Genomic DNA, 19,777 nt, shown 5'->3' with positions numbered 1-19,777 from the left:
CACCAACTATCTAATCAGACGCGAGCCCATCTTTGAGTGATAAATCTTTGATACAAAAATCATGCGGTCTCTGTATGTTATGAGGTATTACCATCCGTTTCCAGAAGCTATCCCTCTCTCAAAGGCAGGTTGCTCACGTGTTACTCACCCGTCCGCCACTAAGAATACTCAGTAAACCAAATATTCTCCGTTCGACTTGCATGTGTTAAGCGTGCCGCCAGCGTTCGTCCTGAGCCAGGATCAAACTCTTTATAAAGTTGTATATCATAAGTACTTCGTACTTGTGAAATCAATCCTGTTCAATAACGCTTGCGTTATTACTGCGTTTTAAAGTCTTTGCTTGACTATTTCTTTGCTTTCTCAGCAAAGGAATCTCAAGGGTCATTACTTTTTCTTGCATTGTTTAATTTTCAAGATGCTGTTTGCCTCCCTCGCGGGACAGCTTTAATATTATATCACAACTCGAACCCTTTGTCAAGTACTTTTTCAGATTTTTTTGAAAATATTTTCGAGCATCGATCAGGAGCTAAAATACTTTCATCTGTTTCTTGGCTTTATGTCCGTGTTTGACAGTAATCTTATTATAACACCAAAGTTCCAAATTGTCAAATAGAAAACCATCCGAGTTTTCAACACTTATTTGTTAAAAACTGACAATCATGACTCTGAAAAATCAATTTTCAGGTATCTTGCAGCTTCATTCTCGGTATAGGCCGCCGAAATTTTTGCTGCTTCCGAATTTCTTTCTTCGATGTACGCACGGAAAATATACTCGTTTTCAATGAAGAATTCCTTGAACTTTCTATACGCTTTCTGATTAGAAAAGACCAGTTCAACGCCGGTTCCTCCGTCGCGCAGAGCATTTCTCAGTATTTCTTCAGCCTCTTCCTCTGTTTCAGCCCATCTGCCGTTTCTCACATAGTAATTCGCAGCAAGAGCCTTGCACTCGTATATATCGAAATTGTTATCACGCGGATAATGATTTTTTCCGAACATATCGTCATCACACAGGAAATTGAGCTTTCTGTCCATTCCGTCATCGTCTGTATCATCCCATGTCACGTCAATATTATACCATTCGCCGTTGACTTTCACCTGATTCCACGCATGATTCTCGTCCTTGTCCGTTCTTCCGAGAACAAGCACCGATTCAAGTCCCGCATCCGCCGCAAGAAGTCCGAAAGCCTTTGAATAGCCTTCACAATTAGCCTTATGGTCAACGAGACATCCGTATGCCGTCGAGTTGTATGAGGCTTCTTCACCTGTAACGTACTCGCAGTTTTTGACTATATAATCGTGGATATAAAGCACTTTATCGTAGTCATCCTCACTGTCAGGCAGTCCGCTGATGACTTCTTTTTCAACATTGCTCAGCGCAGCTTCTTTTTCCGCAAATGTATCTGTATCGTCACGATATTCTATGTGCGCACGTCTCATCTTGTCCGAAACAAAGTAAGACGAACCAAGGTAAAACGCCTCGCCCTCCTGCTTTTCAAACAGGCAGTAGACCTTCGTATACTCGTCTCCGCTTATCTCATACGGGAACTGAATATTCTCGCTTTTTTCACTGATACCGCGCATCAACGCCTCATAGACAGTCTGTTCCCTTTCACTCAGCTGCCTGTACGCAGGACGCACTGCCGCTTCACTCTCAGTGAGATACTGCGGCTTCGGCGGTTTTTTAAGGAAGCCTACAGAACGCAGTCTGTAAACAGAACCGCCTATCAGTACTCCGCAAATAAGCACGGTCAATATTTTTGAGCCTTTGTTCATCAGATCTTACCCTTTCGTCTATTCTGAAAGCATTACAGTGTTGTTTTTTATCTTGAATCCCGGGAGATTATCAACAAATCGGCTGAATTTCGAGTAGCCGTAAGTCTTTACGCTGAAATCAGGGATCTTACTGCAAAGCTGTTTCTTAAGTTCACCAAGATTGTAGCCCTTCGTACCATTCCCACGCACTATAGCCGCAAGTGTCTCCTCAACCCTTGAAAGGTCCGTCTTATCGGACTTCTGGGATACAAGTATGCTGCTTCCCACCTGTCTGAAGCTCAGGCAGTCGAAATCCTTAAGGAACTGGGAGAACTTGGAATAGCCGTAGTTTCTCACGTCGAAATCGGGATAACGTCCCTGAAGACGGCTTCCCAGTTCGCCGATGTTTATTTCCTCCTCGAGGTTCGCATTCTCCGCGATAATACGGATTATAGCCGATTCGAGAGTCTTGAACTCCACCTTGTCACGTTCGGGAGCTTCCTGAGTCTCCTCCTCAGCCAGAACTTCAAGGTACTTGAATGCATTGCAGGCAATGCAGAATGGCTTGGGAGTCTTCTTCTCGCCCATGCCGATAACGTGCATACCCGATTCTCTCAGGCGTATGGCGATACGTGTAAAGTCGCTGTCACTTGAAACGATGCAGAAGCCGTCCACGTTATTGGAATAGAGGATATCCATAGCGTCGATTATCATAGCCGAGTCCGTAGCATTTTTGCCCGTAGTGTAGCTGTACTGCTGTACGGGAGTTATCGCATTGTCCAGAGCCATCGACTTCCAGCTTGCAAGGTTTGTACGTGTCCAGTCGCCGTAAACTCGCTTATAAGTAACGATGCCGTAGTTCGAGACCTCATCGAGTATGAATTTAGTGTACTTAGATGCTACGTTGTCCGCGTCGATAAGCACGGCGTAGCGCATTTCTTTCTCCATTTTTCCACCTCAATAATACTGCGTCTGCACTCTTTGGAAGTGTCAGCGCAAAGCTATACAAATTTATTATACCATTTTTATCCACTTTTGTATATAGTAATTCCGCACAAAGAGCAAACCCTGTCTTTGTGCGGAATAATAATCACAGGTACGAAGCCGCTGTTTACAAAAATAAAAAATCCCGAAACTTTCGCTTCGGGATTCAAGTAATACCGGAGTTATTACCCCAGTACTATGGAGCGGATTACGAGGCTCGAACTCGCTACCTCCACCTTGGCAAGGTGGCGCTCTACCAGATGAGCTAAATCCGCATTGTTTAAAGAAGCGGCTCACAGAGAACGTTCCGTTAGGTACGTCCCTGCCGCGCACTCTTTAATGGTGCTTCCGGTCGGAATCGAACCAACGACACGAGGATTTTCAGTCCTCTGCTCTACCGACTGAGCTACAGAAGCTTGAATGGCGACCCCGAACAGACTCGAACTGTCGACCTCCTGCGTGACAGGCAGGCGTTCTAACCAACTGAACTACGAGGCCATGGTGGTGGGGACTACAGGGCTCGAACCTGTGACCCTCTGCTTGTAAGGCAGATGCTCTCCCAGCTGAGCTAAACCCCCACAAAAGCCATTATTTAGTCATCTTCAGGACTTTCGTTTTACTGTCTGTCCCCTGACGACGATATTAATTATATCACAACCAAAACGTTTTGTCAAGCATTTTTTGAAAAAAATTTCAGATTTTTTTGATTTTATTTTCAAACGGCAGTATATCGCGATTTTTTCAGAATAAATTTTTTCAGGGAACGGCAGAGCCTATCCGCCGTCCCCTGATTTTTTCAGCAGATGTTTATTTCTTATCCTTAAGGAATTTTTCAAAGGTATCTGCTCCTCCTGTTGATACGTACGAGTAGTACTGTAATATAAGAGTTGCATCCGATGCATCTATCTTACCGTCGCCGTTGACATCCGCAGCTTTCTTCTGCGCTTCCGTCAGCGTTATCTTCGCGCCTGTTGAAAGCAGACTGTAATTCACCAGTACAAGAGTTGCATCATTTGCATCTATCTTGCTGTCGCCGTTCAGATCTCCCTTTTCGTTTCCGTCAAGTGCAACAAAGGGATAATTATTTCCTTCCGCATACTTCTGTGCAGTGGAATTGCGATAGCCGTATATCGTTACGGAATGAGTTATTTCACCTGTAGAAGCATTTTTCTGCATACCGATGTTCATTAAGTTGATAGTGCAGTTACGGCTAAGGAAAGTCACCTTCTTAAGCTTATTGCACTCCGAAATGCCGCCGAACTCCTTCAGGCTCTCGGGCAGGACCAGTTCCTCGAGAGATGGGCATTTTGAAATTGCCGTTCCTCCGACCTTTTCAACATTCTTGCCGAATTTTATTGACTTGAGGGTTTTACAGTCCTGAAACGCATTTTCTCCTATGTTTTTCACGTTATCGCCTAATTCCACCGTTTCAAGCGCAGAACAATGCAGGAACATGCCTTTGGATACATCCGCACTGTTTATTACGGCTTTTTTCAAAGAAGTGCATTCATAGAATGCCGATTCTCCGATCTCCTTTACCGTTGCAGGTATAGTAATTGAGGTGAGACCTCCACACTGATAGAACGCATTATTGTCGATCTTAGTTACGGAAGAAGGTATACTCACCGAACTCAGTTTATCGCACCCCTGGAAAACAAACTCTCCGATTTCCGTCAGAGTAGAAGGCAGATCTACTGACGTTAAGCTTTTACAGTTCATGAACATCGCGGAGTCTATCTTTTTAAGCCCCTTCGGAAGCGCTATCTGAGTGATACCCGAGTTGGCGAAAGCCCTCTGTCCTATATATTCAACTCCGCTGCCTAGCTTTACTGTTTTAAGGTTCTTCAAGTCCTTGAACATACCGTTGCCGATTATTTTCACGCTGTCAGGTACAACGACAGATGTTATAACTTCATATTGCTCTTTATTGTTGTTCGGATAGGTGTTTTCCTCAGTCGTTCCTATTTTTGTAACAGGAAGACCGTGTATTTCACCGGGGATAACTATATTTGCGCCCGGATCTTCAAGCCTTCTTACGACTACATGGTCTCCGTATTCCTCGCAGTAAAAAGCTCCCTCGTAGTAAAAATCAGTCATTTCCTGATCATCTTCTTCAGCATAAGCGGAAGGTACTTCGGCGAAAACATACGGTCTCGCCATAATCTTTTCAGCTCCGCAGACCATTGTAAGCGACATTGCTGCCGCAAGTATTTTTGTAAATTTCATGTAATTCCTCCATAGAATATTTTAACAAATCAATTATACCACATTTTACAAAAAAATCAACAGTAAAAAAGGCGGACCGAAGTCCGCCCGATATATCAGCCTTTAAGCTCAACACGTCTTATTTTTCCGCTTATGGTCTTTGGAAGCTCATCACGGAACTCAACTATACGAGGATACTTGTAAGGAGCAGTGTGCTTCTTGACATAGTCCTGTATCTCCTTTTTCAGTTCCTCGGTGCCTTCCTTGCCCTTGACCAGAACGATCGAAGCCTTTACGACCTGACCTCTTACAGGATCAGGAGCTGCACTTACACCGCATTCCAGAACGTATGGAAGCTCCATGATAACGCTTTCTATCTCGAATGGTCCTATGCGGTAGCCGGAGGACTTGATAACATCGTCAACACGTCCCACGTACCAGAAGTAGCCGTCCTCGTCCTTCCATGCGGTATCGCCTGTGTGGTAGCATCCGTCATGCCATACCTCATTGGTCTTGTCCTCTGCGTTGTAGTAGCCGAGGAAGAGGCCCGCAGGTACCTTTTTATCCGTGCGGATGACTATTTCGCCCGTTTCACCTGTCTTGCAGGGATTTCCGTCGGGATCGACTATATCAACGTCATAGAGTACGCTCGGTTTGCCCATTGATCCCGGGTGGCAGGTCATGCCTACGAAGTTGCCGATAGAAAGAGTAGTCTCTGTCTGACCAAAGCCCTCCATGAGCTTTACTCCCGTAGCATTGAGGAACTGGTTATATACCTCGGGGTTAAGAGCCTCGCCTGCAACTGTTGCGTACTTTATGCTGCTGAGGTCGAACTTTGAAAGGTCCTCCTTGATAAAGAAACGGTACATTGTCGGCGGAGCGCAGAATGTTGTTATATTGTACTTCTTGAACATCGGAAGTATCTTGTTTGCATCAAAGCGGTCGAAATCGTAAACGAATATACAGGTCTCGCTGAGCCACTGTCCGTAGAGCTTGCCCCAGAGTGCCTTGCCCCAGCCTGTATCGGATATGGTAAAGTGTATGCCGTTCGGATCAACGTTATGCCAGTAACGTGCTGTTATGAAGTGTCCAAGAGCGTACTTGTGGCTGTGCATAGCTATCTTCGGGTAGCCTGTAGTACCTGATGTGAAGAACATGAGCATCGGTTCGCTTCCGCAGGAAAGCTCGTCGGGATCTGTGGGCCGCTCGAATACGTCACTGCAGCAGGAAATGCCCTCGTCGAAGTCCTTCCAGCCGTCACGGTGTCCGTGAGCCATCATCCTCATGATGTCCATGCCGCATTCTTCAACAGCAAGATCGACCTGATGTGCAACATCGCCGTCACCTGTGCAGACGATAGCCTTTACCTCAGCCGCCTTGAAACGGTATGTGAAATCGTGCTGTACCAGCTGATTTGTAGCAGGTATAACTATAGCGCCTATCTTATGGAGCGCAAGAATAGCAAACCAGAACTGGTAATGTCTCTTAAGCACGAGCATTACCTTATCACCCTTCTTTATTCCCATTGAGCGGAAATAGTTGGCGGTCATATTTGAATACTTCTTCATATCGGCAAATGTGAAGCGGCGCTCCTCCATTTCGTTCGATACGTAAATCATAGCTGTCTTATCGGGACACTTTGCAGCAAGTCCATCCACTATATCAAATGCGAAGTTGAAGCTCTCCTCGTTCATGAAGCTTATCTCCTTGAGAGCTCCTTCCTCGTTTGTAACGCACTTTACGAACTTGTCAGCTATAGGATCCTTTATATTTGCAAGATCGAAGTTGGTAACTCCGGGAAGTATAACGGGATCAAGGTGGTTGATAGCATGCTGAGGCTGCTGAACTCCGCAGACGATCGCATAGAACTTGCACTCCTTGCCGCCTACTGCCCACTCATCGTGGGGCTCCGAGCTGTCGTAGTAAATGGAATCGCCCTCGTTGAGTATCTCAACATTATCGCCTACACGCACTTTCAGCTGTCCGCTGATAACGATATCCATTTCCTGTCCCTCGTGGGTATGCGGATGAGGTACACGGAACTCCTCGTCAACGTAAGGGATAGTTACAAGGAAAGGCTCTGCTATCTTGTTCCTGAACTGCGGTGCAAGGCGGTAATAGCTGAGTCCCTTTCTTCTTGCAATAGGAAGTCCCTCGCCCTTTCTTGTGATGTCAAAGCTCTTGATACGGGGAGACTCACCCTCCATAAGGTCGGTGATCTCAACGCCTGTAGCATTTGCAAATTTATATATGAATGAGAAGCTGAAATCCTTTGCTCCTCCCTCGTAAGCGAGATACTCATAGGAAGAAACGCCTATCTTCTCAGCCATTTCCTCGGGAGTGAGACCTACTGATTCGCGTGTCAGTCTGATACGCTCTGCGACCTCTCTTATCTTAAATTCGGGATCCATTAAACTGCTCATTGCAAGCCTGCTCCTTTCTTACGGTTGGACGGTTTTTATCCGATAATTCCATATTCCGAGGCATATATCCGTCCGAAATAACACATCAAATATTATACCACTGCGCCGTATCTTTGTCAACCGATATTTCACAGTCATACCTGCCTTTGAATATAATGTTCAGAGAGGTGATGATATGTCAAGAAAGCACAGAAAACTGCCGAAGATAAGGTACGCAGTCACGGCTGCGGCGGTACTTGCAGCAGTATCCGCAATTGTGATAACCGAGAAAGCTGTACGTCCCTCGGCAGAACTTCAGGCGGAGCATTTTGCAGTCCGCACCGCAGGCTGTACCATAGGTCAGGCAGTTGCCGACTACATAGAACAGGAAGACAGCGGCATACTCGAATTTGACGGATACAGTACGGCTTCGGTATCGGGCAGGGACGTTAACAGGGTGCAGTCCGAGCTGACCTTGCTGATAAACGAACGGCTTGAAAACATGGGGAAATGTTCCGCAAAAGTTCCTCTCGGTACTATGACAGGCTCGTATCTGCTGGCTGGTCGGGGACCTTGTATACGTTTCAGAGTGTGTCCTACAGGTGAAGCTGAAGTACGTCTGCGGAGCGAATTCACATCGGCAGGAATGAACCAGACCTGCCACAGGCTTTACGCCGAGGTAACTGCCGAAATTGCTTCTTCGTCGCCGCTTTACAGCTTCGAGGCGGAGAAAAAGTTCGATTACATACTTTCAGAGACTATCATCAACGGCGAGGTGCCGTTCGGCGGAACAAATAATACTTCATTATAAGGGAACGCCCTCTCTTGCAGGGCGTTCCCTCTTCAAAAACAGTCCACCGGACTGTTTTTGAATTCACCCTTTGCGGAGCGCCTGTTTTTATGGGGCTTTGCCCCATTCCCCACCAGAGGCTCTGCCTCTGGACTCCGCTAAAGGGGTGAAACCCCTTTAGAATCCCAAAATGATCGTACTAAATAAAAAACAGGACGCTCTTTATAAAAGCGTCCTGAATACTCACTTTGTTTCAGTGGTTGTGCTGCGTGTCGTTTTAAACTCGGTAGTAGTCGTAGTCTCGGAAGCCGGATCGTTCTTGTCGGGAGCTGTCACTGTCAGTGTAAGCTCCGCATCGCTGAATCCGTCCGATATCTTTCTGAAATCGGAAATACTCTCTCGAAGTAACGCTGTCTCGTTCTGAACGTATACCCTGCCCATTGCAGTCTCTTTATTTGCCGCAAGAAGCCTGTACAGCAGTCCGAGAAGGTCGTCCGCAGTCTTCGGCGGCTGAGTGTCGGAAGGTACATCGAGACTGAGCGATATATAGCCGTCCTCGCCGACTATCTCCGCCATTGTGGAATTATCGGTATATTTCCCGAAAAGCTCTATGATAAGCGGATTTACGAATCTGAGCTCCGCATGGTTCTTAGGATCCATGATCTTCTCCTTATGAAAGTGCAGCCTTGAGGGCTTCTGTTCTGTCAGTTTTCTCCCATGCAACTCCGAGATCCTCACGTCCCATGTGACCGTATGCAGCAAGTCTGCGGTACTGCGGCTTTCTGAGGTCGAGCATCTTGATTATTGCTGTAGGTCTCAGATCGAATACCTTTGAAACTGCTTCAGAGAGCTTCTCCTCGTCTGCCTTGCCTGTGCCGAATGTATCAACGAGTATAGATATAGGCTGTGCAACTCCGATAGCGTATGAAAGCTGTACCTCGCACTTGTCAGCAAGTCCTGCGGCAACAATGTTCTTTGCGATGTATCTTGCAGCGTATGCAGCTGAACGGTCCACCTTCGTCGGATCCTTGCCGCTGAAAGCTCCGCCGCCGTGACGTGAGTATCCGCCGTATGTATCAACGATTATCTTGCGTCCTGTAAGTCCGCTGTCGCCCTGAGGTCCGCCTACTACGAAACGTCCTGTAGGATTGATGAAGAACTTTGTGTTCTCGTCTATAAGCTCTGCAGGGATAACTGCACGGATAACGAATTCCTCGATGTCCTTTCTCAGCTGATCCAGTGAGATATCAGCAGAGTGCTGTGATGATACAACTACTGCATCAACACGTACAGGCTTGCCGTCATCATACTCGACAGTTACCTGTGACTTGCCATCGGGACGAAGGTAACGGAGAGTTCCGTCCTTTCTTACCTCAGTAAGCTTCAGAGAGAGCTTGTGTGCAAGTGAGATAGGAAGCGGCATAAGCTCGGGAGTTTCGTTGCATGCGTAACCGAACATGATACCCTGATCTCCTGCACCGTTGGACATGCCGTCGTTCTCGTTGTTCTGCTCTCTGTACTCGAAAGCCTCGTTAACGCCCATAGCGATATCAGGTGACTGCTCGTCTATAGTGGTGAGTACAGCGCAGGTGTGTGCATCAAAGCCATACTTTGCTCTGTCATAGCCTATCTCTGCAACTACCTGACGTGCTATCTTAGGGATGTCTACCTTTGCGGTAGTTGATATCTCGCCCATGCACATCACCATACCTGTAGTTACAACAGTCTCGCAGGCAACTCTCGCATTTTCGTCCTGCTCGAGCATTGCATCAAGTACTGCATCAGAGATCTGATCGCATATCTTATCGGGATGTCCCTCAGTTACCGATTCAGAAGTAAAGAAATGTCTGCTCATAAAAAAACCTCCATTAAAATAAAAAAGTGCGTTCCGATCGGGACGCACAAACTGGTTATGTGTATATGTCCTCATCTTTCGGATAATTCCGCAGGATTTAGCACCTTGAATAACAGGTTGCCGGGCTTCACAGGACCTGGTTCCTCCGCCGCTCTTGATAAGGTTTGTTAAACTGCATCTTTATGATGCTTCAATATTATACTATATCGGAAATAATTTGTCAATAGAAATCGGAAAAAGTTGCGGACAGTTAACAAAAAAGTCCATCGCTGCCCTGATCGCCATAAAAAACGGACTCCCGAAGGAGTCCGCCTGATATCATCTCTGTTCGCAGATAAGCTTGATCGCAGTTCTCTCGTCACCGTCGATCTGGATGTTAGCGAATGCAGGTATGCAGACAAGGTCGATACCGATAGGAGCAAGATATCCTCTTGCTATTGCGATAGCCTTGATCGCCTGATTGGCAGCTCCTGCGCCGACTGCCTGAACTTCTACTGCCTTCTGCTCTCTAATCACACCGGCAATAGCACCTGCAACGGAATTAGGTGTTGAATGTGATGAAACTTTTAAAACCTCCATAATTGACCCTCCTAATGAGTAAATATAGTAGTGTATCTATAGCGTCGAGTGTATGCTATACTACAATTATATTATACACTATGGAAACCGATATTTCAAGTAGCACAAATCATTTTTGTAGATTATCTCACAATAATACGTTCAATTTTGTGCGATTTGCCCGTTTTCTCGTCGAACTCCACACAGACTCCGCATAAAAAGCAGTCCGTATCCGCCTCAGTAAAGCGAACAGGCGTGTGAAAGCGGAATTTTTCTATTACTGCCTTCGAATCAACTCCGAGACAGGATAACTCGGGACCTGTCATGCCTGCATCGGTTATATATGCAGTGTGTCCGCCGAGTATAGCCTCATCTGCGGTCTGTACGTGGGTGTGCGTACCGAATATTCCGCTGACTTTCCCCGTCAGATAATGTCCCATAGCCTTTTTCTCGGAAGTTGCTTCGGCGTGGAGATCAATGAATATATTAGGCGTATCTGCTTCTTCAAGAAGTCTGTCAACAACAGTGAAAGGATTATCAAGGTCGTCCATAAATGCCGTACCCATGAGATTTATAACGGCTACCGAATACGCTCCCATATCAAGTGTACATATGCCCTTGCCGGGTGCACCGCCTTCGGGATAGTTCGCAGGACGCAGGATATAGTCCGAATCAAACAGCGGGAACGCTTCTCTTCTGCGGAAAGCGTGATTGCCTGTAGTCAGTATATCAGCACCTGCATTGAGAAGCGACTCTGCGGACTGCGGCGTGATACCGTTGCCCTGAGCCGAATTTTCTGCATTTACAACAGTTATATCGATATTGTAGGAACGTTTGAGTCCGCTGAGCTTTGAACGCAGGAAATCACAGCCTGCCTTGCCCACAACGTCTCCGATAAAAAGTAAGTTTTTCAATATTATGCTCCGTTCTGTCAGAATATGACCGCCAAGCGGTATACTTAATTAATGTCTGCTCAACAACTAAAAAATGGCTTATTATAGCTTCCAAAGCCATTTTTTAGTTGTCAAAGTGCAAGAAAATAATGATATTAAAGGTTTTTCTTGCACTTTGTTTTGCCCTTTCGGGCAAAATGAGCTTGACATAAAGAAATGTGATGCGCAAATTCTTTATATTTTAGGGAATTTGCGCTCCCCGAACAAAGTTCGGGGCAGTAACCGCCCAAAGGCGGTTACTGAGTACACATTAATTATATCATTTCGGTCTTTGTATTGTCAAGAAGGGAATGCTCTCTTGCGGTGCTTTGCCCCGACCTAACCGGTCCGTACCCTCTGTCAGCTTTGCTGACATCTCCCTGTACAACAGGAAGTCACCCTGCACCCCGCTTATTTGCGCCTTATTCCTTTTATACCGCAAGTTCTCTCCGCAACAATTGATAATATAAAAATGCTTCTGCGACGGATTACAAACTTCTTGACGTAAATCCTGCGGTCTGATATAATATTATTGTACTCAATAAACATCGGAAGGATGTATAAATGAACACACCTATCTATGATTACCTGAAAAGATATGCGGCATCGGGTATGCTTCGCGGTCATATGCCGGGGCACAAGGGAGTTTCACCCGTAAAAGGCCTTGAATCCCTGTACAGTCTCGATATCACCGAGATATCAGGTGCGGACAGTCTCTTCGAGGCGGACGGCATCATACTCGAAAGCGAAAGGAATATGTCCTCACTTTACGGAAGCACAGCTTCCTTCTACTCGGCGGAAGGCTCGACACTTTGCATACAGGCTATGCTTGCGGCAGTGAAGTTTGAAAACAGGACCGTTATAGCTGCAAGGAACGTACACCGTTCTTTTCTGAACGCTGCGGCGCTTCTCGGACTGGACGTTGAATGGCTCATTCCCGAATACTCCGATGGCATCCTCTCGGGAAGGATAAACCTTGTCTCTCTGGAGGAAATTCTCCGTCGAACCAATAACCCGTGCGTTTACATCACTTCCCCCGACTATACGGGAAGGACTGCCGATATCACAGGAATTTCGGCGCTGTGCAGGAAATACGGCGCACCGCTGCTGGCGGACAACGCTCACGGTCCTCATCTCAGGTTCATGCCCGAGGATATCCACCCCATAACTCTCGGTGCCGATATGTGCTGCGATTCCGCACATAAAATGCTGCCTGCACTTACAGGAGCGGCAGTTCTCCACACATCGTCGGAAAAATACGCAGGCATCCTGCGGCATTGTATGAGCATGTTCGCTTCCACAAGTCCATCATACCTGATAATGGCTTCACTGGACCTGTGCTGTCCCTATCTTGCGGACAGGATACGTGGCGATATAGAGGAAAAGCTTCCCCTTGCAGAACGTTACCGCAGCCGCTTCGCAGATAGACTCGCTTTCGCTGAGGGTGATCCATTCCACATAACGATAAAAGCTGCCGAGAGCGGTCTCGACGGTCTCAGTCTCGCACAGTCCCTTCGTGAAAACGGTGCAGAGTGCGAATACGCGGACAGAGATACGGTGATACTCCTTATGTCCCCTTCCACTCCGTATGAGGACTTCGCAAGGCTTGAAGACGTGACCGAAAAAGCACTTCTCTCTGCCGTCAGAACACCCCCACGCAAAAACGATTTCAGGGCAGTACTTCCCGAAAAAGCCATGAGCATCCGTCAGGCATTCTTTTCGCCAAGCGAGACCATTAACGTCGATGATGCCGAGGGACGTATCTGTGCTTCGGTACTGGTACCTTGTCCGCCTGCGATCCCTATCGCCGCAAGCGGAGAAATAATAGACAGGGAGTGTATCGGACTGTTCAGAAGATACGGAATCTCCCGTGTGATAGTTGTAAAATGATAACATCGGAGCAATACTATGAAAAAAATATACGGAAATAAACAGCTGCTTTCCGTTCTGGAGGGCATGATAGTAAATGACCGCCCTGTTAATTCCCTTATGCTGTACGGCGATAAGGGATGCGGTAAAAAGACCGTTGCGGACTATTACACCATGCAGCTTCTCTGCTCGTCCCCCGAAAACGGCAGGCCATGCGGAAAATGCAACGCCTGCAGGAACGTCGCCGCAGGAAATCATCCCGACGTCACATACGTTGAGACAAGTGGAAAACTCGGCGGCTATTCCGTCGAGACTGCACGTAATATCATCGCAGATGCATTCATAAAGCCAAATAACGATTCGGGCAGGAAGGTTTATCAGTTCCGTGACTGCCATAATATGGATCCCCGTACTCAGAACACTCTGCTGAAACTCATCGAGGAACCGCCCGAGTACGCTCATTTCATATTCACCGCTGAATCTAAATACGAATTCCTTCCCACTATAATATCAAGGTGTATGTGTCTCGGAGTCTCGCCCTGTACCATCGATGAGACCGCTCAGGCTCTTGAAGAAGCAGGATATACTCCCGAACAGATAACCTCTGCAACAAACAGTTTTCACGGTAACATCGGACTTTGTATACAGTACCTCAGCGATCAGCAGCTCAGAGATGCTGTGGATTTGACAAAAAAACTGTCTGATAGTATAATAAGAAAGGACGAATACGGACTTAATGCTGTCTTTATGTCAGCAGGTACAGACAGAAGCAGGATAAAACGCATTCTCTCAATGACCGATAAACTGGTAAGAGATGCGGCAGTTCTTGCAGAGGACAAGGATGCGGCTATTATCGGCTGCAGCCGCCGTGAAGCAGCTTCACTCTCGGAGATCATCACACCCATACAGGCAGGCAGGATACACGACCTTCTGGAAAAGGCATGGGGTTCGGTAGAGAGCAATGTAAGCATACCGCTGATACTTACAGCGCTTTGCGGAGAAATAATGGATATCGTCATCGGCTGAGGCTGATGCTTACAGATAGGAGCATTTATGAAAGAAATAGTTGGCATACGCTTTAAAAAAGGCGGAAAGATTTATTACTTCTCTCCCGAGAATATAAAGGCTTCCGTCGGAGATATGGCTATAGTTGAAACAATAAGAGGAATAGAGTGCGGCGAGGTCGTTATCGCTAACAGACAGATAGACGATAATGCTTTCTCTTCTCCGCTGAAACCCATAATCCGTCTTGCTACGGAAGCCGACCTTAAGGTCGTTGCTCAGAATAAAGAAAAGGAAAAGGAAGCTTTCAGGATTTGCGAGGAGAAAATCGCTCTCCGCAAACTGAAAATGAACCTTGTGGACGTTGAGTGTACATTCGACAAGAACAAGATACTCTTTTACTTCACCTCCGAGAACCGTGTGGACTTCCGTGAATTGGTAAAGGATCTTGCCGCCGTTTTCAGAACTCGTATAGAATTGCGTCAGATAGGCGTAAGGGACGAGGCGAAGATACTCGGCGGACTCGGTATCTGCGGACGTGAGTTCTGCTGTAAGGCACATATGGGCGATTTCCAGCCCGTTTCAATAAAAATGGCAAAGGAACAGGGACTCTCCCTGAACCCCACAAAGATCTCAGGTACATGCGGCAGACTTATGTGCTGTCTTAAAAACGAACAGAACGCTTACGAGGCGCTGCTTAAAATAACTCCAAAGGTCGGCGCTGTTGTAGTTACTCCGGACGGAGAACGCGGACGTGTTGAGGATGCTAACCTCATTACAGGTAAGCTCCGTGTTAAGACCGATAAATCGGAAGTTCCCGTAACTCTCGACCGCAGTGAGGTAAAACTCCTGCGTGATGCCGAGATAAGGGTTAACCGTGACGAGATAAAGGCTCTCAAGGAGCTTGAGGACAAGTAATGGAAAAGGTCAATTACGGCAGGATGCTGGACGAAAAGCTTGCAGAGCTTCAGAAAAGCGGCGAAAAGCCTACTCTCCTACTTCACGCCTGCTGTGCGCCGTGCAGCAGCCACACGCTTCTTTTCCTCGACAGCCATTTCAGGATAACGCTGTATTTCTACAACCCCAATATCGCTCCGCAGGAGGAGTACGATTACAGATGCAGTGAACTGAAACGCCTTGTCAGCGAAATGGGACTTTCGGTGGATATCATCGAAGAGGAATATGATCCTGCGCCTTTCTACGAACTTGCAAAGGGACTTGAAGACCTCCCCGAACGAGGTGAACGCTGTCAGAAATGTATCGCACTGCGGCTCGAAGCTGCGGCAGCTAAGGCAAATGAACTGGAATGCGATTATTTCACTACCACACTGACTATCAGTCCCCATAAGGACTGCACCTTCATCAATCAGTGCGGCGGAGAAATTGCGGAACGTTCTGGCGGTTCAGCCTATCTGTTCTCGGACTTCAAGAAACATGACGGTTATAAACACTCTATCGAACTTTCAAGGCAGTATGGTCTTTACAGGCAGAACTACTGCGGCTGTGTCTACAGCAAGATAAATTCACAGAAAAAAAGCCATAAGGAGGACTGATCTTCCCTATGGCTTTTCTCTTTATGGGCTTGTGACGGACTATTGCTGCCGATATTTCACAGATAATACTGCAATACCCTGAAAAGTCTCAATCGTCCCCGTGAGATCATTCTTGAGACCGCCTGAAACGTGATACCGAGTCTCTCCGCTATCTGCACCATATTCATCCCCTCGTAATAATAAAGCATTATCGCATTGCGCTGTTTAGCGGTAAGCTCGGTATTTATCGCCTTTGCCAGAACACGCTTCATCCTGCGTATCCTGTCGTTATCGCCGTCATCCTCGGAAAAAAGTATCGCTCTGAGACTTTCGTCCGCTTTTCCTGTGAAATCATCGGAATAACGTTCACGATTCGGCACGCTGTTCCAACCTCCTGCTGTAATCGCTGAGATGACATACTATATTCATCATCTCTCCGTGTTCGCAGTAAAGAAGCCTTATTCTCCGTTCGAGATCAAGCTCGGCTATCCCTGCAAGATCTCCGTGTTTCTTCATTTCGTTCTTCATCGCCGTTAATTCGGTTATCCGCTTTTTTACCAGAGTACAGCTGTCGATGTAACCTTTGATAAGTTGTTTCAATGCAAAGACCTCCTCATATCGGAAAACTCTTCTCTGACACAGATAGATACCGCGGTGGCTACGGTCACAGTCCGTATCGGTTCATCCTTAGTTGCAGAACATCTGTTCCACAATTACTATTATAGAACATTTGTTCTGTAATGTCAATAGCAAAAATATATTTGTTTTTGTTTTAATTTATGCTTTCCGACACCCGTTTTGACTATCCGGTTAATCTCCTTATAATATTACTTGCGGTAAATCGGATTTTGTTTTAATTATTTCTCGAAGAATTGTTCCGTTTTGATCATTCATTAGTTTAAAATTTAGTATCATGCAATATATTGGCAAAAATTAACTACACAAACGGGATAACGAGGTGTTCGATATACTATTCGTACAATTTTGATTTGTACAATATGTAGATTTTTGTTGTGAAAAACGTCGAAAAGGCTCAAAACCTCTTTTCAAAAAATCCGATTTATGCTAATATGTTATTAACGAAAGGTTTTCTATATGGGAGGTGTTTAAAATGACAGGCTTAGCTGATTCAGTCAAACGTGCGATATCGTTTATTTCTGCTATAGTTGTTTTGTGTTTTGCCGTTAATCTGTCAGAAAGCACTTCTTACGGAGCAGATGTGGAACAGGAAGACCTTAACAATATGGCAAAAGAGATCGCACTCCTCGTCAACGAAGCAAGAACAGAAGAAGGACTCAAACCACTTTATGTCGTTCCTTACCTTAACGACATGGCTCAGATAAGAGCACGTGAATGTATATTCGATTTCTCTCATGACCGTCCCGACGGTTCTTCATTCGCATCCGTCATCGACGATAACCTCATACCTTATTGCTACGCTGCCGAAAATATAGCAGCAGGTTCATCCACAGCAGCAGGTACTTTCAATCAGTGGAAAAATTCCCCCCGCCACTGGGAATCAATCATGAATCCCGATGCTACTCATATGGGCGTTGGCGTTTGCTACGAGAAAAACAGCGAATATAAATGGTACTGGCAGCAGATCTTCATCCAGACATGGGATGATGATACAGAGATCTCAGGACAGTACATCCCCGAAAAATATGAGATAGTCCCCAAGTCCGACGGCGACCTTAACGGCGACGCAAATATCAACAGCTACGATTATATCGTGCTGGTGGACTATATCCGTAAAAAACAGGAAGGCGAAAGAGTTTACCTTAACGATCTGCAAATGGAAGCAGCAGATTGTTTCCGCGACGGCATAATAACTGAATCAGACGCTAAAGCACTTCAGAGATATATTCTCGGCGAATACGACGAGCTTCCATACATCTTCTAACGGGAAAAATGGGTTTTTATAGATTAGGTGTGTTCAAAAAAGACGGCTGTCCGACAAGGGCAGCCGTTCTTCTTTATGATACCGCACAAAGCTGTAGGTCAGTCTTTGTGCGGTTTTACTTTTATTCCGTAAAACGCACCCTGAGACGCTCCGCTCCGTCCATATATGCGGCAGTTATCTCATGTCCGTTAAAGTACAGATGATCGGTATTCTTCATCTTAACTGCAAGATCGGTGAATGCCGCTCTCGTACCCTTGTGCGGAGTATCAAGATACGGCAGTCCTCCGTTACACATCATTATATGTTCGGGAAATGGACTCGTCATATCCGATGACGAAGGAAGATCATTCAGTTCCGCAATACACGGCAGTCCGTTGTTTCTGCCGATTATTATGTTCATTCCCATACTATTCCTCCGTTACGTCAAAGCCTATCGATTCAAGATAGCTTACATCCTTTGCCTGTGCTTCTGTCAGTATATAAGCCCTCGCTGAACCTGTATAGGTCGTAGTATCAGGCGTTCTCGAAATACAGAAACAAGGCGTATTCGGACTCGAGTTCCATATAAACTGAGTTGTATCAGAAGAAGAAAAGTCAATATATGAATTCTGTACGGTGCTCAGTATAATATTCAAGAAATATTTATAGGAAGCGGTTATCGATAACGGCTTCAGATCTATCACGAAAATACAGTCATTTATCGTCGAATATGCTATAAAATAGCGGTCATAGGACGGCGACTGAGTTGAAAGACTGTTGTATATCAGCTCGCCTCTCACCTGACAGCGTCTCAGCTCCGCATCAACAAATACGTTAAAAGCCGTATTGGCATAGATACGCAGTATAAAGCTGCATAATTCAGCATGGATATATACAGAATTCTTGTTCATGAACGATGACCTTGATGTAGGATTCGCGTTCGACCTTATATGTGCGCCTATAGTGCAGTTATAAAGCTTTAAGTTACAGTTTGAACCTGAAAAAAAGCTGAACTTGTTTGCCGCGATCTTGAAGTTTTCAATTATAAGATCCTTTATGGTTATCTCATGGCACGTATTGTATATCAGGAATGCTGAAAGCTCAGATGTCTGGTCGTTCATGTAAAGATTCCTTATCCTGTGTCCTCTGCCGTCAAGTCCCGCACATTCAAGGGGTATCGGCGTAACATTGCCGTTTCTGAAACAGCCGTTAAGGTCTATATCGCAGCCGAGAGCATAATATAGACTGCTGTCGCCGTAAAGCGGCATTGACCACAGCTCCGACGCATTTGTTATGATGTACGGATCGCTTATTGTTCCTGAACCCTGCATACTCACACCTCCTCTGTTATTACGTAAAGCGAATTCTCCTTATGTTCGGCAGCCTCATACTCGCTCCTTGTCATCGCTATGACCTCGGGACGTGCAAGGTATGTGGCAGTTTCTTCCTCTATCCTGTCAAGACGTGCCGAGACTGTATCAAGGTCGAATTCATCCATAAGCTGCTGAAGCCGCGCAAGTCCTGCTGCTGTTGCCTCAGTTATCTGACTTACAGCCTGCTCCACTGTCTCGGGAAGCGGTCCGTTTTTTCCGTTGACCGCAGGCTTTACCTGTACAGGCGGCATGCTGTACTTGATTATTACCGCATCCCCCATACTTGCTCTTATCTCCAGCTGGAGCGTACCCGAATTGAACGTGAAGTTATCGGATACATTCCATGCAAGACTTATCTTGTTGCTTCCGATAAGCTGCATATAGGGCAATACCTGCTCCACTTCCCAGTTTTCCGAGGTAAGTCCCTTGATGCAGAACGAACAGTTCACAAGATCGATGCCGTTGTAGGTTCGGTCGATAACGAAGTTGATAGTATCGGCAAATTTCTCTCCCTGTACGAAAAGGTCGCCGAACTGGTATGTCGGTATGTTTTTACCGTTTGCATAGACTTCCATAATTTCCTCCTTTCGGAGAGCTCCGCAGTACCCTCCTGTAATAGGACGAAAAAAAGGGCTTATTCA

At 46.1% G+C, this 19,777-nt stretch carries 19 protein-coding genes, 4 tRNA genes, 1 rRNA gene and 1 riboswitch; of the genes, 6 read left to right on the top strand and 18 right to left on the bottom strand.

Features of this window, described 5'->3' with window-relative positions; translation table 11 throughout:
• The 9 genes from BT127_RS14900 to BT127_RS14860 form a co-directional block, all read right to left on the bottom strand.
• Positions 1–256, bottom strand: a 16S ribosomal RNA gene (locus BT127_RS14900); the annotation flags it as partial.
• A gap of 401 nt (positions 257–657) precedes the next feature.
• Complete coding sequence (locus tag BT127_RS14895; protein ID WP_075425759.1) at positions 658–1,773, bottom strand: transglutaminase domain-containing protein; 1,116 nt, start codon at positions 1,771–1,773, stop codon at positions 658–660.
• Between the two features lie 18 nt (positions 1,774–1,791).
• The gene (locus tag BT127_RS14890) at positions 1,792–2,700 is read right to left on the bottom strand and encodes an NYN domain-containing protein (RefSeq protein ID WP_075425758.1); all 909 of its coding nucleotides are present in this window, start codon (positions 2,698–2,700) and stop codon (positions 1,792–1,794) included.
• 235 nt (positions 2,701–2,935) lie between these two features.
• A tRNA-Gly gene (locus BT127_RS14885) sits at positions 2,936–3,011 on the bottom strand.
• Positions 3,012–3,076: 65 nt separating this feature from the next.
• Positions 3,077–3,152: transfer RNA gene (locus BT127_RS14880), tRNA-Phe, on the bottom strand.
• A 5-nt stretch (positions 3,153–3,157) separates the two neighbouring features.
• Positions 3,158–3,234, bottom strand: a tRNA-Asp gene (locus tag BT127_RS14875).
• A 4-nt stretch (positions 3,235–3,238) separates the two neighbouring features.
• Positions 3,239–3,314: transfer RNA gene (locus BT127_RS14870), tRNA-Val, on the bottom strand.
• 229 nt (positions 3,315–3,543) lie between these two features.
• Positions 3,544–4,962 carry a leucine-rich repeat protein gene (locus BT127_RS14865; RefSeq protein WP_075425757.1) on the bottom strand — a complete coding sequence of 473 codons (1,419 nt, stop codon included), beginning with the start codon at positions 4,960–4,962 and terminating at the stop codon, positions 3,544–3,546.
• A gap of 95 nt (positions 4,963–5,057) precedes the next feature.
• Positions 5,058–7,364, bottom strand: coding sequence for an AMP-binding protein (locus tag BT127_RS14860; RefSeq protein WP_075425756.1), 2,307 nt, complete (start codon positions 7,362–7,364; stop codon positions 5,058–5,060).
• A 175-nt stretch (positions 7,365–7,539) separates the two neighbouring features.
• On the opposite strand from BT127_RS14860, the gene BT127_RS14855 reads away from it, so the two are divergent.
• Complete coding sequence (locus BT127_RS14855; protein ID WP_082335067.1) at positions 7,540–8,154, top strand: sporulation protein YunB; 615 nt, start codon at positions 7,540–7,542, stop codon at positions 8,152–8,154.
• A gap of 222 nt (positions 8,155–8,376) precedes the next feature.
• Here the strand turns inward: BT127_RS14855 and BT127_RS14850 are convergent, their stop codons facing one another.
• The 4 genes from BT127_RS14850 to BT127_RS14835 all read right to left on the bottom strand — a co-directional run bounded on the left by BT127_RS14850 (position 8,377) and on the right by BT127_RS14835 (position 11,460).
• Positions 8,377–8,793 (bottom strand): hypothetical protein, encoded by a 417-nt coding sequence (locus BT127_RS14850; RefSeq protein WP_075425755.1) that lies wholly within the window; start codon positions 8,791–8,793, stop codon positions 8,377–8,379.
• A gap of 10 nt (positions 8,794–8,803) precedes the next feature.
• A complete protein-coding gene (gene metK, locus BT127_RS14845) occupies positions 8,804–9,988 on the bottom strand; it encodes a methionine adenosyltransferase (RefSeq protein ID WP_075425754.1) in 1,185 nt (394 codons plus the stop codon).
• Positions 9,989–10,056: 68 nt separating this feature from the next.
• A riboswitch (SAM riboswitch) is annotated at positions 10,057–10,152 on the bottom strand.
• Between the two features lie 154 nt (positions 10,153–10,306).
• Complete coding sequence (locus tag BT127_RS14840; RefSeq protein WP_075425753.1) at positions 10,307–10,567, bottom strand: stage V sporulation protein S; 261 nt, start codon at positions 10,565–10,567, stop codon at positions 10,307–10,309.
• A 122-nt stretch (positions 10,568–10,689) separates the two neighbouring features.
• A complete protein-coding gene (locus BT127_RS14835) occupies positions 10,690–11,460 on the bottom strand; it encodes a TIGR00282 family metallophosphoesterase (protein WP_075425752.1) in 771 nt (256 codons plus the stop codon).
• Between the two features lie 582 nt (positions 11,461–12,042).
• Here BT127_RS14835 and BT127_RS14830 point away from each other — a divergent pair.
• The 4 genes from BT127_RS14830 to BT127_RS14815 are packed head-to-tail and all read left to right on the top strand — an operon-like array spanning position 12,043 to position 15,902.
• Positions 12,043–13,368 (top strand): aminotransferase class V-fold PLP-dependent enzyme, encoded by a 1,326-nt coding sequence (locus tag BT127_RS14830; protein WP_075425751.1) that lies wholly within the window; start codon positions 12,043–12,045, stop codon positions 13,366–13,368.
• Positions 13,369–13,386: 18 nt separating this feature from the next.
• Positions 13,387–14,373: a DNA polymerase III subunit gene (locus tag BT127_RS14825; RefSeq protein WP_075425750.1), complete on the top strand. Its 987-nt coding sequence runs from the start codon at positions 13,387–13,389 to the stop codon at positions 14,371–14,373.
• Positions 14,374–14,400: 27 nt separating this feature from the next.
• The gene (locus BT127_RS14820) at positions 14,401–15,267 is read left to right on the top strand and encodes a PSP1 domain-containing protein (RefSeq protein ID WP_075425749.1); all 867 of its coding nucleotides are present in this window, start codon (positions 14,401–14,403) and stop codon (positions 15,265–15,267) included.
• Positions 15,267–15,902 (top strand): epoxyqueuosine reductase QueH, encoded by a 636-nt coding sequence (locus BT127_RS14815; protein WP_075425748.1) that lies wholly within the window; start codon positions 15,267–15,269, stop codon positions 15,900–15,902. Before BT127_RS14820 ends, BT127_RS14815 begins: the two co-directional genes overlap by 1 nt.
• A 56-nt stretch (positions 15,903–15,958) precedes the next feature.
• Here BT127_RS14815 and BT127_RS14810 read toward each other — a convergent pair whose 3' ends face one another.
• Positions 15,959–16,261 carry an RNA polymerase sigma factor gene (locus tag BT127_RS14810; RefSeq protein WP_075425747.1) on the bottom strand — a complete coding sequence of 101 codons (303 nt, stop codon included), beginning with the start codon at positions 16,259–16,261 and terminating at the stop codon, positions 15,959–15,961.
• The gene (locus BT127_RS14805) at positions 16,248–16,481 is read right to left on the bottom strand and encodes a hypothetical protein (protein WP_075425746.1); all 234 of its coding nucleotides are present in this window, start codon (positions 16,479–16,481) and stop codon (positions 16,248–16,250) included. Before BT127_RS14805 ends, BT127_RS14810 begins: the two co-directional genes overlap by 14 nt.
• A 511-nt stretch (positions 16,482–16,992) precedes the next feature.
• Between BT127_RS14805 and BT127_RS14800 the strand changes: the two genes are divergently transcribed.
• Positions 16,993–17,784, top strand: coding sequence for a CAP domain-containing protein (locus BT127_RS14800; RefSeq protein WP_075425745.1), 792 nt, complete (start codon positions 16,993–16,995; stop codon positions 17,782–17,784).
• 121 nt (positions 17,785–17,905) lie between these two features.
• On the opposite strand, the gene BT127_RS14795 is transcribed toward BT127_RS14800, so the two are convergent.
• Genes BT127_RS14795 through BT127_RS14785 form a run of 3 tightly spaced genes read right to left on the bottom strand, consistent with a single transcriptional unit; the run spans position 17,906 to position 19,711 of the window.
• Entirely contained in the window at positions 17,906–18,190 is a 285-nt protein-coding gene (locus tag BT127_RS14795; protein ID WP_075425744.1) for a hypothetical protein, read from the bottom strand.
• Position 18,191: 1 nt separating this feature from the next.
• A complete protein-coding gene (locus tag BT127_RS14790) occupies positions 18,192–19,094 on the bottom strand; it encodes a hypothetical protein (RefSeq protein WP_075425743.1) in 903 nt (300 codons plus the stop codon).
• A gap of 2 nt (positions 19,095–19,096) precedes the next feature.
• The gene (locus BT127_RS14785) at positions 19,097–19,711 is read right to left on the bottom strand and encodes a hypothetical protein (protein ID WP_075425742.1); all 615 of its coding nucleotides are present in this window, start codon (positions 19,709–19,711) and stop codon (positions 19,097–19,099) included.
• Positions 19,712–19,777: the final 66 nt, after the last annotated feature.

This window comes from Ruminococcus sp. XPD3002, assembly GCA_900119535.1.
Classification (GTDB): Bacteria; Bacillota; Clostridia; order Oscillospirales; family Ruminococcaceae; genus Ruminococcus; species Ruminococcus flavefaciens_H.
The sequence above is the reverse complement of the archived record's forward strand: the minus strand, read 5'-3'. Positions and strand labels throughout refer to the sequence as shown.

What these genes read in the sequence shown, in the direction of transcription:
- BT127_RS14895 (WP_075425759.1), bottom strand. Translation starts at nt 1,773, where the DNA reads ATGAACAAAGGCTCAAAAATATTGACCGTGCTTATTTGCGGAGTACTG.
- BT127_RS14890 (WP_075425758.1), bottom strand. Translation starts at nt 2,700, where the DNA reads ATGGAGAAAGAAATGCGCTACGCCGTGCTTATCGACGCGGACAACGTA.
- BT127_RS14865 (WP_075425757.1), bottom strand. Translation starts at nt 4,962, where the DNA reads ATGAAATTTACAAAAATACTTGCGGCAGCAATGTCGCTTACAATGGTC.
- BT127_RS14860 (WP_075425756.1), bottom strand. Translation starts at nt 7,364, where the DNA reads ATGAGCAGTTTAATGGATCCCGAATTTAAGATAAGAGAGGTCGCAGAG.
- BT127_RS14855 (WP_082335067.1), top strand. Translation starts at nt 7,540, where the DNA reads ATGTCAAGAAAGCACAGAAAACTGCCGAAGATAAGGTACGCAGTCACG.
- BT127_RS14850 (WP_075425755.1), bottom strand. Translation starts at nt 8,793, where the DNA reads ATGGATCCTAAGAACCATGCGGAGCTCAGATTCGTAAATCCGCTTATC.
- metK (WP_075425754.1), bottom strand. Translation starts at nt 9,988, where the DNA reads ATGAGCAGACATTTCTTTACTTCTGAATCGGTAACTGAGGGACATCCC.
- BT127_RS14840 (WP_075425753.1), bottom strand. Translation starts at nt 10,567, where the DNA reads ATGGAGGTTTTAAAAGTTTCATCACATTCAACACCTAATTCCGTTGCA.
- BT127_RS14830 (WP_075425751.1), top strand. Translation starts at nt 12,043, where the DNA reads ATGAACACACCTATCTATGATTACCTGAAAAGATATGCGGCATCGGGT.
- BT127_RS14825 (WP_075425750.1), top strand. Translation starts at nt 13,387, where the DNA reads ATGAAAAAAATATACGGAAATAAACAGCTGCTTTCCGTTCTGGAGGGC.
- BT127_RS14820 (WP_075425749.1), top strand. Translation starts at nt 14,401, where the DNA reads ATGAAAGAAATAGTTGGCATACGCTTTAAAAAAGGCGGAAAGATTTAT.
- BT127_RS14815 (WP_075425748.1), top strand. Translation starts at nt 15,267, where the DNA reads ATGGAAAAGGTCAATTACGGCAGGATGCTGGACGAAAAGCTTGCAGAG.
- BT127_RS14800 (WP_075425745.1), top strand. Translation starts at nt 16,993, where the DNA reads ATGACAGGCTTAGCTGATTCAGTCAAACGTGCGATATCGTTTATTTCT.
- BT127_RS14795 (WP_075425744.1), bottom strand. Translation starts at nt 18,190, where the DNA reads ATGGGAATGAACATAATAATCGGCAGAAACAACGGACTGCCGTGTATT.
- BT127_RS14790 (WP_075425743.1), bottom strand. Translation starts at nt 19,094, where the DNA reads ATGCAGGGTTCAGGAACAATAAGCGATCCGTACATCATAACAAATGCG.
- BT127_RS14785 (WP_075425742.1), bottom strand. Translation starts at nt 19,711, where the DNA reads ATGGAAGTCTATGCAAACGGTAAAAACATACCGACATACCAGTTCGGC.